The sequence below is a fragment of the Pseudomonas sp. LBUM1643 genome (assembly GCF_059716215.1).
On sequence record NZ_CP166813.1, the window covers coordinates 3,218,136 to 3,231,972 of the forward strand.

Genomic DNA, 13,837 nt, shown 5'->3' on the forward strand with positions numbered 1-13,837 from the left:
CACCCCCCGAGCGACCGGGTGCAGAGCGATGAATGACGGCGCTCTCTTTTTCGCGTGATGGCCTAACCTCATAGGCTGAGACTCAACAACAGAGCCGAACACGCCTATGCATCATGCATTGAAGTGGATGATCTTCACCGCGCTTACATTGCTGGCATCCAGCGGTGCAACGCTTTGGGCCGCTGAGACGCCGGTTTCGATCGCCCGTACAGCGAGCACTTCGTCGTTTGAGGTTTCCCAAAGCGATCTGATAGGCCTGCAGCTCAGGCTTGATCGCATCAAACAACAGATATCGCTGGCCAATAATCTGGGCCAGATGGTCGGGCTGCAGGATACGGTTCAGCTGTACCTCAGTGATGTGGACACGCTCGAATCTTCGCTGCTGCCCGAACAGAAACAACTGCAAGCCCAACTGGATGTGCTGGGCCCGGTATCCCCTATCGAGGCGGGAGGAGACCAATCGGATATCGCAACGCAAAGGGCCGTTCTGTCCGGACAGAAGAGCAAAGTCGATGCCAACCTGAAAACACTAGCGGCGCTCAGAAACAGCGCTGCCGGGCTTATCTCTCAGATCGCCGGCATTCGACGCAGCCTTCTGGAAAGCGAAGTGACCGAGCGCAGCGGCAGCATTCTGTCACCTGGTTTCTGGTCGCCGTTGTTCAATCTGCCCCCTGAAGATCGCCAGCGACTGCAGGACTTTATCCGCGATGTCAGGATCTCCCTGGCGCTCGCCTGGCAACCGGGCGAACGCCTGTATGCCGCTGCGTTTATCATCCTGGCACTGGTCATCTGGGTGTGGGGCCGCCGAATTGCCGACCGCGGACTGACCTGGATCTGCATTCATCGAATGCCTGAAGGGCGTTTGCGTCGAAGCTCCCTCGCCCTGGCCTCGGTGGTGGCCACAGTGCTGACCACGGGTTTCGCGTTGCAACTGCTGTTCTATGCGCTGACCCGGCAACTGCCGCTGACGCCCATCGTGCAGAACTTCGCCGATGAGTTCGTGAAGCTGATTTACACCTGCGTACTGGTGACCGGTTTGAGCCGAGCGTTGCTGTGCACAGAGCACCCGTCGTGGCGCCTGCCGGTGATCGCCGATTCCGTGGCGCTGGCCCTGAAACCGTTTCCCCGATTGCTGGCATGCGTACTGTTGGTACTGGTCGGCATGTCACAAGTCATCTATGTCACCGGCATGAGCAACCCGAGCGTACTACTGGGACGTGGTGTGATTTCGCTGGCTGTCACGCTGGTGCTTGTAGCGTTGTTCCGCCACGCCAGCAAAGCCCGCCGCGCCATGGTGGTGGCCGGTGAGTCTCCCGAAGCGAGCACCACGCTGGCCGGCCTGATCTATACCTTCGCCAGTATCGCGATGTTCATCTCGCTGTTTGCGCTGCTGATCGGCTACGTTTCACTGGCAAGATTCATCACGTATGAACTGGTCTGGGGATTCATCATCCTGTCCGGGTTTTACCTGCTCACTCAATTGCTCAAGGACAGTTGCGAGTACCTGTTTTCAGCCAGGAGCCCCAGCGGCAAAGCCCTTAAACAGTTGCTCGGGATCGGCGACACGCGCCTGGAACAGATATCAATCGTCTTGTCTGGCGTCGGGCGTGCCTCACTGCTGTTGCTCGCCCTGATCTGCATGATGGTCGGTGGAGTCGGCACCACCCTCGGGCAGTTGTTTGACCAGGCCGTCGCCATCCTCGGCGGCGATGGGCTGCGCAAACTCAACATCATCCCTGGCCACCTGCTCAATGCCGTGTTGGCGCTGTTAGTGGGCGTCTACCTGATTCGATCCCTGCGCCGCTGGCTGGATAACGAATTCCTGCCGAAAACCAACATGGACCCTGGCATGTGTGCGTCCCTCAGCACGCTGTTCGCCAACATCGGCTACGCACTGGTGATTTTACTGACGTTGTCGTCACTGGGCATCCAGTGGACGAACCTGGCGTGGATCGTCAGCGCCTTGTCCGTGGGTATCGGCTTCGGTTTGCAGGAAATCGTCAAAAACTTCGTGTCGGGCCTGATTCTGCTGACTGAGCGTCCGGTGAAGGTCGGCGACTTGATCAGCATCAGTGGCGTGGAAGGCGATATCCGGCGCATCAACGTACGGGCCACCGAGATACAACTCAGCGATCGCTCCATCGTCATCGTCCCCAACTCGCAACTGATCTCGCAAAACCTGCGCAACGTCACCCTGGGTGGCAGCGCTCAAGGGGTGGCGTCGCTGGAGCTGACCTTCCCGCTGGACATCGACCCCGAGCAAGTCAGGAACCTGCTGTACGACACTTATTGCGAAAACGAAACCATCCTCGACAAACCTGCGCCGACCGTGCGCTTCAGCAAACTGAGCCCGGAAGGCATCACCCTGACCATCACCGGCTACGTCAGCAGCCCGCGCATTGTCGCCACGACCAAAAGTGATTTGCTGTTCGAGATTTTGAAACGCTTGGGAGCGGCAGGCATTGAACTGGCCAAGCCTGCTTCGACGGTGTGATCAATAAGCAAAAGCTAGAGCGTCAATCACATGTGGCGAGGGAGTTTACTCCCGCTGGGGTGCGAAGCAGCCCCCTGCATGCTTCAGTCACACCGAATCGTCTGCGAGTGCGACTGCTGCGCAGCCGAGCGGGAGTAAACTTCCCTCGCCACAGGGAGCTTTACTCTGGAATTCGCCTCTGCGCGCTGCGCTTCAAGGTTTCGCTCGGGAGCTCTTTGAACAACGCGCGATAACTGCTGGAGAACCGCCCCAGATGCCAGAACGACCAGTTCATGGCGACTTCGGCCACGGTGGTTTCCATCGGCGTGCGGCAGAGCAGTTCGCGGTGTGCGCTGTTGAGGCGGCGCAGGCGCAGCCAATGAGTCGGGGTCATGCCGGTATAGGCTTTGAACGCGTGCTGCACCTGACGCAGTGACACCCCGGCAATCTGCGAAAGCTCCAGCAGGTTCAGCGTTTCTTCAGGCGAATCCGCCGCCCATTCACCGATGCGCTTCATCACCGAACGCTCCTCGGTGCGACGCTGCAACCCCCCACGATCAAGGCACACGCAGGCATTGTCGAGCAGGTACAGGCAGTCTTCCAGCAACTGCTGGGTCAAGGCTTCCTTGCTCGGGGGATCGAGGGTCTGCGCGAGTTGGGTCAAGGTGCTGCTGAGCCAGCGACTGAACAGCGCGTTCTGCCCCGAATTCAGCGGAGCCAGGAACAAACCTTCCAGCCTGGCGACATCCAGCCCATGACGTTGAACGAACTCCGGACCGAACACCACGGCGATTTCCTGGTAGTTCTCCGGGGTGATCCAGATGTTGCGGCTCTCGCCATTGAGCACATACAGCGCGTTGTCACTGCGATCGAAACAGAACGCCAACGAGCCTTCGGGCGCGCTGAAATTCTGCTCGACCCGGGTGTTCATCTGCTCTTCGTAGATTTCCACGCCCTGCAGGTCCAGATAGCGCACCCGCCCGGCGAAATGCCCCGGTGACATCTGCTGGTACTGCTGCACCCAACCCGGCGTGGCGCGGATTTGCTCGGCGACATCTTCGGTGTTGAACGCTTGGACGTGTAACGGACTGAACGTTGTCATGGGTGACCTTGCGCACTCTTTTGGTGCGTTTTGGTGCTGCTGAAAGTGGATAGATGGATCTGCAAGGCTCGCCCAAGATAGTCGTCAACGCGTCTCAGGGGAAGTGTGTGGTGGATGAAACCACCCTCCCCGGCGTTAATAAAACCAATAACGAGGTCTTTATGAATGTCCCCTTCGATCAGCTGTTCACGTGGCTGAAAGATCACAAGATTACCGAAGTCGAATGCGTCGTCAGCGACCTGACCGGCATTGCACGCGGCAAAATTGCACCCACCAACAAGTTCCTGCATGAGCGAGGCATGCGCCTGCCGGAAAGTGTGCTGTTGCAAACGGTAACCGGGGACTTCGTCGACGACGACATCTACTACGACCTGCTCGACCCGGCTGACATCGACATGGTCTGCAAGCCCGATGCAGACGCGGTCTACGTGGTGCCATGGGCCATCGAACCGACCGCCATCGTGATCCACGACACCTTTGACAAGTTCGGCAACCCGATCGAACTGTCGCCACGCAACGTATTGAAGAAAGTCCTGCAGCTGTACACCGACAAAGGCTGGCGGCCAATTGTCGCGCCGGAAATGGAGTTCTACCTCACGCAGCGTTGCGAAGACCCGGACCTGCCGCTCAAAGCGCCCCTGGGCCGTTCGGGCCGCGCGGAAAGTGGCCGCCAGTCGTTTTCCATCGACGCTGCCAACGAATTCGATCCGCTGTTCGAAGACGTCTACGACTGGTGCGAATTACAAGGCCTGGACCTCGACACGCTGATCCACGAGGACGGCCCGGCGCAGATGGAGATCAACTTCCGGCACGGCAACGCGCTGGACCTGGCCGATCAGATCACCGTGTTCAAACGCACGATGCGCGAAGCTGCGCTCAAGCACAACGTGGCAGCGACGTTCATGGCCAAGCCGATTGGTGACGAGCCGGGCAGCGCCATGCACATCCACCAGAGTGTGGTGGACATCGCCACCGGTCAGCCGATTTTCGTCAACGCTGACGGGACGATGAGCGAGCTGTTCCTGCATCACATCGGTGGCCTGCAAAAGTACATTCCGAAAGTACTGCCGATGTTCGCGCCCAACGTGAACTCGTTCCGCCGCTTCCTGCCGGACACCTCGGCACCGGTGAACGTCGAATGGGGCGAAGAAAACCGCACCGTCGGCTTGCGTGTGCCGACCTCGAGCCCTGAATCGATGCGCGTGGAAAACCGCCTGCCCGGTGCTGACGCCAACCCTTACCTGGCGATCGCCGCCAGCCTGTTGTGCGGCTACCTCGGCATGGTCGAGCGCGTCGAACCCAGCGCAGCAGTTGAAGGTCGGGCCTATGAGCGGCGCAACCTGCGCCTGCCGATCACCATCGAGGATGCCCTGACGCAAATGGAAGAGTGCGAAGCCATCGAAAAGGTGCTGGGCAGCAAATTCGTTCGCGGCTATGTCGCGGTCAAGCGTGCAGAACACGAGAACTTCAAGCGCGTGATCAGCTCGTGGGAGCGTGAGTTCCTGTTGTTCAGCGTCTAGTCCTTCGTTGCCAGTACCACCGTCATCGCTAGCAGGCTAGCTCCCACATTTGGAATGCACTCCCCTGTGAATTTGGAATGCACTCCCCTGTGAGAGCCAGCAGGCTGGCCCCCTGCATTTGGAATGCATTCCCCTGTGGGAGCTAGCCTGCTAGCGATAGCGGCCGCCCAAGCACCAGAGAACCACCTGAAAAATCCAATAATCCAAGAGGTGTCGAAATGCGTCTGTTGAAATCCGTACTTCCGGTCGCCCTGAGCGTTCTGTTCAGCGCCGTAGCGCACGCCCAACCCCAGGTCAGCGTCTACAACTGGACCGATTACATTGGCGAAACCACCCTCGCCGACTTCCAGGCAAAAACCGGGATCAAAGTCATCTACGACGTGTTCGATTCCAATGAAACACTGGAAGGCAAGTTACTCGCTGGCCGCACCGGTTACGACGTGGTGGTGCCGTCCAACCACTTCCTGGCCCGCCAGGTAAAAGCTGGCGCGTTCCTGAAGCTGGATCGCGCACAGCTGCCGAACTTCAAAAATCTCGACCCCAAACTCCTGGCGCTGCTGGAGAAGAACGACCCGAACAACGAGCATTCGGTCCCATACCTGTGGGGCACCAACGGCATCGGCTACAACGTCGACAAGGTCAAGCAAGTGCTGGGCATCGATCACATCGATTCCTGGGCCGTGCTGTTCGAACCCGAGAACATTAAAAAGCTTTCCCAGTGCGGAGTGTCGATGATGGACTCGGCGGACGAAGTGTTCCCGGCCGTCCTCAATTACATGGGCATGGACCCGCGCAGCGAAAACCCCGAAGACTTCAAAAAAGCCGAAGCCAAATTGCTCAGCATCCGGCCGTACATCACCTACTTCCACTCCTCCAAATACGTATCGGACCTGGCCAACGGCGACATCTGCGTAGCGTTCGGTTACTCGGGTGACGTGTTTCAGGCCGCGAACCGTGCGAAGGAAGCGAAGAACGGCGTCAACATCGCGTACGCCATTCCCAAGGAAGGCAGCAACCTGTGGTTCGACCTGTTGGCGATTCCGGCCGACGCCAGCAACCCGAAAGAAGCCCATGCTTTCATCAACTACCTGCTCGACCCGCAAGTGATTGCCAAGGTCAGTGCGTCCGTCGGTTACGCCAACCCCAACCCGGCCGCCAAGCAGTACATGGACCCGGAACTGGTGAACAATCCAGAGGTGTACCCGCCTCAGGAAGTGCTCGATAAACTCTACATCTCGACCACCCCGCCCCAGTCGATCATGCGACTGATGACCCGCTCCTGGAGCAAAGTGAAGTCCAACAAATGAATCAGTACACCCAGGAACACGCGCATTCTTATTACGCCGCCACCGCCAAGGGCATGGCGCCCTACCCGACCCTGGCAACGGACCTGGTGGCTGATGTCTGCGTGATCGGCGGCGGCTTCACTGGGGTCAACACCGCCATCGAACTCGCGCAACGCGGGCTCTCGGTGATCCTTCTGGAGGCGCGACGGATCGGCTGGGGTGCCAGTGGGCGCAACGGCGGGCAACTGATTCGCGGCATCGGCCATGACGTCAGCGGGTTCGCCCGCTATGTCGGGCAGGAAGGCGTGCGCTATATGGAGCGTGCAGGCACCGAATCAGTGGAATTGGTCGGCAATCGCATCCGCGAACACGCGATCGATTGCGACCTGCGCTGGGGCTTTTGCGAACTGGCCAATACCCCGGCGCAATTTGCGGCGTTCAAGGTCGAGCAACAGGCACTGGCGCAATCGGGTTATGCCCATGAGACCCGCCTCGTCGGGCCTGGACAGATTCGCGAGCAAGTGGTGAATACCGGGGTGTATGCCGGTGGCCTGGTCGACATGGGTTCGGGGCATCTGCACCCGCTCAACCTGATCCTGGGTGAAGCGCGCGTGGCCGACTCTCTCGGGGTGCGGATCTTCGAGCAGAGCCCGGTGCTGGAGCTGATCCATGGCGACACGGTGCAGGTTCGCTGCGCCGGCGGCACAGTACGCGCCGGCCAGTTGGTGCTGGCGTGCAATGCGCATCTGGACAAACTGGAACCCAAACTCAGCGGTAAGGTGCTACCGGCCGGCAGCTACATCATCGCCACCGAACCGTTGGCGCCTGAAGTGGCTGCACAATTGATCCCGCACAACCTGGCGTTGTGCGATCAGAAGGTGGGCCTGGATTACTACCGGCTTTCGGCGGATCGGCGTTTGCTGTTCGGTGGCGCCTGTCATTACTCCGGACGGGACCCGGCAGACATCACCGCCTACATGCGCCCGCAAATGCTCAAGGTGTTCCCGCAACTGGCCGATGTTCGCATTGATTATCAATGGGGCGGCAAGATCGGCATTTCGGCCAATCGCTTCCCGCAGGTGGGGCGTTTGAGTCAACACCCGAACGTGTTCTATGCCCAGGGTTACTCCGGCCATGGCCTGAACGTAACCCACTGGTGCGCCAAACTGCTGGGTGAAGCAATTCATGCCGGGCATAGCCAAGGCTTTGATGTGTTCAGCGCCGTGCCGCACATGACCTTCCCCGGTGGCCCGCTGCTGCGCTCGCCATTGCTGGCGCTGGGGATGTTCTGGTATCGGTTGCGTGAAATGCTGGGCTGAACACACGCAGCGCCTGAATCACCCTCCCCTGTAGGAGCTGCCGCAGGCTGCGATCTTTTGATCTTTGTTTTTAAGATCAAAAGATCGCAGCCTGCGGCAGCTCCTACAGGGGAAATTCATTGCCGACACCCTTACATTCATCTCTTTCGCTCACCTTTCGATTTGCTCAATCGCCACTCACTTCTATATTGATGATGTGCTCTGCCTTTCCTGCCTCCTATTGAGCGCGACCCATGGCCACCACTGACCATTTGATCATCTGCGAGCACTGTGACTGTGTGTATGAAAAAGTGACGCTCGCCAAACACCAAAAAACCCTGTGCACACGCTGTGGCGGCGTGCTTCAGCGTTATAACGGCCTGACGATCGAACAGCGCCTGGCATTGAGCCTGACCGCGCTGGTGGTGTGGATTTTTACCAACTTCTACCCGGTGATGAGTATCAGCCTCAAGGGCCTGAAAAACAGCGCGACGCTGTGGGATTCAGTCCTGGCGCTCAGCCAGGGGCCGATCACCTTTATCGCGATGGTGGCGGCGATCGCCATGATCATCGCTCCGATTTTCCAGCTGTTGCTGTTGATCTGGGTCCTGAGTTTCGGCCTGGCCCACCAGCGAGCGCCCGGTTTCAAATTCTGCATGCGCTGGCTGGAAACCCTCAGGCCCTGGAGCATGCTCGAAGTCTGCCTGCTAGGCGCCATGGTCGCCGTGATCAAACTCGCGGGACTGCTCGACGTGTTGCCCGGCATCGGCCTGTTTGCGCTGGCCGTGCTGAGCTTGATGATGATCCGCATCGCCGGGCGCGATGTCCGTGATCTGTGGGATACCTTATGAACCGACCTCCAGTGGCGAGCGAACTCAACCTGTGCCTGTGTCACGCCTGCGGACTTGCCTGTGACATGACCCACGAACCGGATGAATGCGAACGCTGCGGCGCGCCGTTGCATCGGTATAAACCGAACTCACTGACACGTACCTGGGCCTACATGTTCACCGCTTTGGCGTTTTACGTACCGGCCAATCTGCTGCCGGTGATGAACACCAAGATGGTCGGCAACGGCGCCGACAGTACGATCATGACCGGCGTCATCGAGTTCTGGGAGGCCGGTGCCTGGGACATCGCCCTGATTATTTTCATCGCCAGCATCGCGGTGCCAGGCATCAAGTTTGTCGCCCTGACACTGCTGCTGGTGACGGTCCAGCGTGACAGCCAATGGGCACGCAAAGAGCGCTCGAAGTTGTACCGTTTTGTCGAAGTCATCGGTTACTGGTCGATGCTCGACGTGATCGTGGTCGCATTGGTGGCCGCGCTGGTGAAGTTTCAAGCATTGGCCGATATCGAGCCGCGCCCGGGCATTCTGTTTTTCGGGCTGGTGGTGATCTTTACCATGCTGTCGGCAATGAGCTTCGACCCGCGCCTGATTTGGACCGAAAAGAACATTAACGAGGAGGTCATGGATGAAGTCGCAAGTCACTGATGGGGCCCAGCCCCCTGGCCAGGCCCCGATAAAGACGCGTCGTTTCAGTGTATCGCTGGTATGGATCGTGCCCATCGTTGCCGTGTTGGTGGGCATTTCACTGGTGGTGCACAGCGTCATGCAGGAAGGTCCGACGATCACCATCAACTTCAAGACCGGTAATGGCCTGGTCGCCAACAAGACCGAAGTCAAATACCGCAACGTGGTCATCGGTCATGTATCGGACGTTGAGTTGAGCGATGACCAGAAGAGCGTCAACGCCACGATCAAACTGGCCAAGCAGGCAGAAAGTTTTACCCGTGAGGACTCGCAATACTGGGTCGTGCGGCCACGCATTGGTGCTGGCGGCGTGTCGGGCATCGATACCCTGCTGTCCGGTGATTACATCGGCGCCGACATCGGCCAGGCCAACGGCCGCGCGAAGAATTTCCAGGGCCTGGAGAATCCGCCGCCCATTACCTACGGTGAGCCGGGCAAGCGCTTCACGTTGCACACCGAAGACCTGGGTTCGCTGGACATCGGCTCGCCGGTTTACTACCGCAAGATTCCGGTCGGTCAGGTGGTGGCGTACGCGCTGGATGCCGATGGCAAAGGCGTCAATATCGAAGTGTTCATCCACGCGCCCAATGACGCGTATGTCACGGAAAACACCCGCTTCTGGAACGCCAGCGGTATCGACGTCAGTGTCGGTGCCAACGGCTTTGCGTTGAAAACCGAATCGCTGTCTTCGATGCTGGTTGGGGGAATCGCCTTCCGCGCGCCGCAATACAGCCCCGACGACAAACCTGCCGCTGAAGAATATGCCTATGAACTGTTCGAAGATCAGCAAACCGCCCTCGCTCCACCCAACGGCAAGGCGCAGTACCTGACACTCCGCTTCGACCAGGCCTTGCGCGGGCTCAAGGTCGGTGCGCCAGTCGAATTCCTTGGCATGGAATTTGGTCGGGTGGTCTCAATAAACCTGGATTACGACGCCAAACAACGCAGTTTCCCGGTCAATGTCGGCATTGTGATCTACCCGCAGCGACTTGGCACGGCGCACACTAAAATGCTCAAGGCCTTGAATCACGATCCCAACGACGAAGCCGGAGGCATTCGGTTGATGGGTACATTTGTCGAAAACGGCCTGCGCGCCCAGGCGCGTAGCGGCAACCTATTGACCGGTCAGTTGTACATCGCGCTGGACTTCTACCCCAAGGCCGACAAAGTCGTCTTCGATGCGAATGCCCGTCCCGTCAGCATTCCGACCGTGCCAGGCAGTCTTGAAGAGTTGCAGGGAAAATTGGAGGCCATGGTCGACAAGATCAACAAACTGCCCATCGAGCGCATCGCCAACAACCTCGACAGCAACCTCGTCGAGCTGCGCAAAGGCCTGACGCAATTCAATGCCAAGACGTTGCCCGGCGTGCAGAACACGCTCGCGGATGTCAGCAAGACCCTGCAATCAGCCAACTCGACCCTGGCTGAAGACTCACCGCAACGGGAAAAACTGTCCGAGACCCTGGACGATCTCGGCCGCACATCGCGCTCCTTGCGCGACCTTGCGGACTACCTCGGACGGCATCCGGAATCGCTGATCCGCGGCCGCCCGGAAAATGCCGCACCGATTGATCTGCAAGGGCCGCCGAGCAAATGACCACAGGAGCATCACCCATGGCTTTTCCGCTGAAGATGACGTTGGTCGCCGCATTGGCGTTGCTCGCCGCCTGTCGCAGCGACCCCATTCAATTCCATACCTTGACCCCGGCCCAGCCGAACGTGAACTCAAGAACCAACGCGGACATCAGGATTGAGAGCCTGAGTGTCCCGCCACAGGTCGATCGTCCGCAGATCGTTGTGCGCCAGGGCAACACCGGCATGGCGATTCTCGAGACTGACTGGTGGGGGGCAAGTCTGGCCGACGAGTTGCGCAGCGCGCTGGTCGATCAGATGGTCAACAGCAATCCGCAACGCAAGGTGTCGGTGCGCCTGGATATACAGCGATTTGACTCGATTCCGGGGCAATACGGGTTGATCGACGTCAAGTGGCGACTGCGCGAGCTCGGTCAAAGCGAAAACTCGATGGTGACGTGCCGTAGCGCCTTGCGAACACCGTCCGGACCGACGATTGATGACCTGGTGGCGGCCCAGCAAAACAACGTCAAACGCCTGGCCGCGCTGATCAGCCAGGCAGCCAATGGCACGCAACGAGGATGCCCTGCGTCGTAGAAGCAAAGCTTGCTCGCGGTGGCGTCGTGTCAAACGAAATCAATGCTGCCTGACACACCCCCATCGCGAGCAGGCTCACTCCCACCTTTGATCAGCGGGCAACACAAAATCCGTGACTAACCGAGATTCCCTGTGGGAGCTGGCTTGCCGGCGATGGCGTCGTGTCAGATGAAATCATGCTGCCTGACACACCCCCATCGCGAGCAGGCTCACTCCCACCTTTGATCAGCGGGCAACACAAAATCCGTGACTAACCGAGATCCCCTGTGGGAGCTGGCTTGCCGGCGATGGCGTCGTGTCAGATGAAATCATGCTGCCTGACACACCCCCATCGCGAGCAGGCTCACTCCCACCTTTGATCAGCGGTGAACGCAGATTCCCTGTGGGAGCAGCGGTGCGGTGGTCATGCCGGCCCTGAGTGCTATCGATCAACAGACCTGCCCGTCACAGATCAAAACGGTCCACCGCACGCCGACGTTCATTGTCATCGCGCACGTCATAGTTCGCAGTGGTTTGAATGTTGCTGTGATGCGCCAGCTTCTGCGCAATCGACAGGTCATGCTCTTCGATGACCCGGGTGATGAACGAACGCCGAAAGTCATGGGGCATGATCTTCACCCCGACCTGAGCGCCCCGCTGCCGGGCAATGTAATAGATCGCATGTTTGGTAATGCGCTCGCGGGTGATATGGCTGCCACGGCGAATGCGGTTGAACAGGAACGGGTCATCCGCCTCACCTTCCTTGAGGTGTGAACGACGCAGTTCAAGCCAGGCATCGAGTTTGGCGAACGCCCAGGCCGGCGCATACTTGATCAGTTGCTTGTTGCCTTTGCCGGTGACCCGCAGGCTGCGCTCGTTGAAATCAACCTGACCAAGATCGAGATTGACCGACTCCGACTTGCGCATCCCGGACCCATACAGAATGGCGATGATTGCCGCATCCCGAAGGCCTTGGGGACGTGGATCAGCCGCGCACACGGCCATCAATTCCTGAATCAGCGAACGCCTGAGGTTACGGCCCTGGGAAAGTCGCGTCCCGGCCATGCCCTTTACCGAGCGCATCTTCAGCAAGTGATCCTGGCTGATCAAACTCATGCGCCACGCTTCGTTCATCACGCCACGTACGGCGTTGACGTACAGCGAAGAGGTATTCGGTGCATAGCCGTCCTCGCGCAGGGCGGCGACCAGCGCAACGACGTTCTCCGGCTGCAACTGATGCCAGGGAATCTCCTCGATGTTCACATCCTCGAAGCCCAGGCGGTCGGCCGCGTCCTGCAGAACGTAGCGCATGGTCAATTGGCTGGAGGGGGCCAGTCGCGCCAGATACAGGGTTAGAGGATTGGGTTTTGAAAGGTTGGAATCGGTAGCGGGTAAGTCAATCAAACGAAACGGCCCTAAGAGAAATCAGTTCATTAAACAACTTGTTCATACTTTAGAGCAATTTGAACCACCTGCGCTCTCTGTAGGAACTGCCGCAGGCAGTGATTTTTTATGAAGATCAGGAGAACGCAGCCTGCGGCAGCTTATACAAAGAGCCCGAAGACTGTTCGCCCCGATAACAGCAAATAAAATGCACTGAAACAACATTAATATGAATTTGTCAGCGGTCATCGAGCGCGGCACACTGTGCACGTTCCTCCCCCAATAGTTGGAACACCTTCAAGGGCTTTCTGGGTAACCCAGCCGAGCCTTTTTTTTGCACTGATTTTGAACGGACCTTTTGCCTGATGCTTGCTCGCTGGATACCCGCCGCCATCAATACCCGCCCTACCGAATGGAGCCGAGCCGCGATTGGCATGGCATCAGGCACGTTGTTCAGCGTTTGGTTGTGCAGCCAGGTGTTCGGTATTGAAGTGGCGCAACACCTGATCGGCCCGCTGGGTGCGTCGGCGGTGCTGTTGTTCGCCGTGTCCTCCGGCGCCCTCGCGCAGCCATGGTCAATTCTGGGCGGCTACCTGAGTGCAGCCGTGGTTGCCCTGCTCGTGGCCCACTTTATGGGCCGGACGCTGACCAGTGCTTGCCTGGCGGCCGGTCTGGCACTGATTCTGATGTGCTGGCTGCGTTGCTTGCACCCACCGGCCGGTGCCCTGGCGTTGACGCTAGTGCTGGCCGATCCGGCGACCATTGCCCTGGACTGGAAAGCACTGGCGCCGGTGATGCTCGGCGCCTTTATCCTGCTGTTGTGGGCATTGGCCTATAACAACCTGACGCGGATTCGATACCCCAAACGGGCCAGCGAACCCGTCGCCCGGGTACCGGCCGATCACCTGCCGGTAGACAGTCAAGCCATCACTGCCGAGGACCTGAAACTGGCCCTGGCCGACATGGAAGCCTTCTACGACGTCACCCCCGAAGATCTTGAGCAACTGATCCATGCCAGTGAACTGCACGCAAGGCGTCGCAGTATTGGCGAGGTGTTGAGTCGCAGCCCGTGAGTACACCCGCCTATACCCTG

11 protein-coding genes are annotated in these 13,837 nt (G+C 58.9%); 9 read left to right on the plus strand and 2 right to left on the minus strand.

Going from position 1 to position 13,837, the window contains the following annotated elements:
- Nucleotides 1-106 precede the first annotated feature (106 nt).
- On the plus strand, nt 107-2,494 hold the full coding sequence (locus ACA063_RS14500) for a DUF3772 domain-containing protein (protein ID WP_497666439.1): 2,388 nt from the start codon (nt 107-109) through the stop codon (nt 2,492-2,494).
- 160 nt (nt 2,495-2,654) lie between these two features.
- Here ACA063_RS14500 and ACA063_RS14505 read toward each other — a convergent pair whose 3' ends face one another.
- A complete protein-coding gene (locus ACA063_RS14505; protein WP_497666440.1) occupies nt 2,655-3,575 on the minus strand; it encodes a helix-turn-helix domain-containing protein in 921 nt (306 codons plus the stop codon).
- Between the two features lie 161 nt (nt 3,576-3,736).
- Here ACA063_RS14505 and ACA063_RS14510 point away from each other — a divergent pair, with 161 nt between their 5' ends.
- The 7 genes from ACA063_RS14510 (at nt 3,737) to ACA063_RS14540 (ending at nt 11,382) form a co-directional block, all read left to right on the plus strand.
- Nucleotides 3,737-5,095: a glutamine synthetase family protein gene (locus ACA063_RS14510; RefSeq protein WP_497666441.1), complete on the plus strand. Its 1,359-nt coding sequence runs from the start codon at nt 3,737-3,739 to the stop codon at nt 5,093-5,095.
- 218 nt (nt 5,096-5,313) lie between these two features.
- Nucleotides 5,314-6,402 (plus strand): polyamine ABC transporter substrate-binding protein, encoded by a 1,089-nt coding sequence (locus ACA063_RS14515; protein WP_497666442.1) that lies wholly within the window; start codon nt 5,314-5,316, stop codon nt 6,400-6,402.
- Nucleotides 6,399-7,700, plus strand: a complete 1,302-nt coding sequence (locus tag ACA063_RS14520) for an NAD(P)/FAD-dependent oxidoreductase (protein ID WP_497666443.1) — start codon at nt 6,399-6,401, stop codon at nt 7,698-7,700. Before ACA063_RS14515 ends, ACA063_RS14520 begins: the two co-directional genes overlap by 4 nt.
- Before the next feature lie 233 nt (nt 7,701-7,933).
- A complete protein-coding gene (locus ACA063_RS14525; RefSeq protein ID WP_162440451.1) occupies nt 7,934-8,530 on the plus strand; it encodes a paraquat-inducible protein A in 597 nt (198 codons plus the stop codon).
- The gene (locus tag ACA063_RS14530; RefSeq protein WP_497666444.1) at nt 8,527-9,174 is read left to right on the plus strand and encodes a paraquat-inducible protein A; all 648 of its coding nucleotides are present in this window, start codon (nt 8,527-8,529) and stop codon (nt 9,172-9,174) included. Before ACA063_RS14525 ends, ACA063_RS14530 begins: the two co-directional genes overlap by 4 nt.
- On the plus strand, nt 9,155-10,810 hold the full coding sequence (locus tag ACA063_RS14535; RefSeq protein WP_497666445.1) for a PqiB family protein: 1,656 nt from the start codon (nt 9,155-9,157) through the stop codon (nt 10,808-10,810). The genes ACA063_RS14530 and ACA063_RS14535 overlap by 20 nt, the downstream gene beginning before the upstream one ends.
- Nucleotides 10,811-10,827: 17 nt before the next feature.
- Nucleotides 10,828-11,382 (plus strand): PqiC family protein, encoded by a 555-nt coding sequence (locus tag ACA063_RS14540; RefSeq protein ID WP_497666446.1) that lies wholly within the window; start codon nt 10,828-10,830, stop codon nt 11,380-11,382.
- Between the two features lie 444 nt (nt 11,383-11,826).
- Here the strand turns inward: ACA063_RS14540 and ACA063_RS14545 are convergent, their stop codons facing one another.
- Nucleotides 11,827-12,765, minus strand: coding sequence for a site-specific integrase (locus ACA063_RS14545; protein ID WP_497666447.1), 939 nt, complete (start codon nt 12,763-12,765; stop codon nt 11,827-11,829).
- Between the two features lie 344 nt (nt 12,766-13,109).
- On the opposite strand from ACA063_RS14545, the gene ACA063_RS14550 reads away from it, so the two are divergent.
- Nucleotides 13,110-13,817, plus strand: coding sequence for an HPP family protein (locus ACA063_RS14550; RefSeq protein WP_497666448.1), 708 nt, complete (start codon nt 13,110-13,112; stop codon nt 13,815-13,817).
- Nucleotides 13,818-13,837 lie beyond the last annotated feature (20 nt).

Coding starts and splice junctions, on each gene's coding strand:
- ACA063_RS14550 (WP_497666448.1), top strand. CDS start 13,110: ATGCTTGCTCGCTGGATACCCGCCGCCATCAATACCCGCCCTACCGAA.
- ACA063_RS14540 (WP_497666446.1), top strand. CDS start 10,828: ATGGCTTTTCCGCTGAAGATGACGTTGGTCGCCGCATTGGCGTTGCTC.
- ACA063_RS14530 (WP_497666444.1), top strand. CDS start 8,527: ATGAACCGACCTCCAGTGGCGAGCGAACTCAACCTGTGCCTGTGTCAC.
- ACA063_RS14525 (WP_162440451.1), top strand. CDS start 7,934: ATGGCCACCACTGACCATTTGATCATCTGCGAGCACTGTGACTGTGTG.
- ACA063_RS14520 (WP_497666443.1), top strand. CDS start 6,399: ATGAATCAGTACACCCAGGAACACGCGCATTCTTATTACGCCGCCACC.
- ACA063_RS14510 (WP_497666441.1), top strand. CDS start 3,737: ATGAATGTCCCCTTCGATCAGCTGTTCACGTGGCTGAAAGATCACAAG.
- ACA063_RS14535 (WP_497666445.1), top strand. CDS start 9,155: ATGAAGTCGCAAGTCACTGATGGGGCCCAGCCCCCTGGCCAGGCCCCG.
- ACA063_RS14515 (WP_497666442.1), top strand. CDS start 5,314: ATGCGTCTGTTGAAATCCGTACTTCCGGTCGCCCTGAGCGTTCTGTTC.
- ACA063_RS14500 (WP_497666439.1), top strand. CDS start 107: ATGCATCATGCATTGAAGTGGATGATCTTCACCGCGCTTACATTGCTG.
- ACA063_RS14505 (WP_497666440.1), bottom strand. CDS start 3,575: ATGACAACGTTCAGTCCGTTACACGTCCAAGCGTTCAACACCGAAGAT.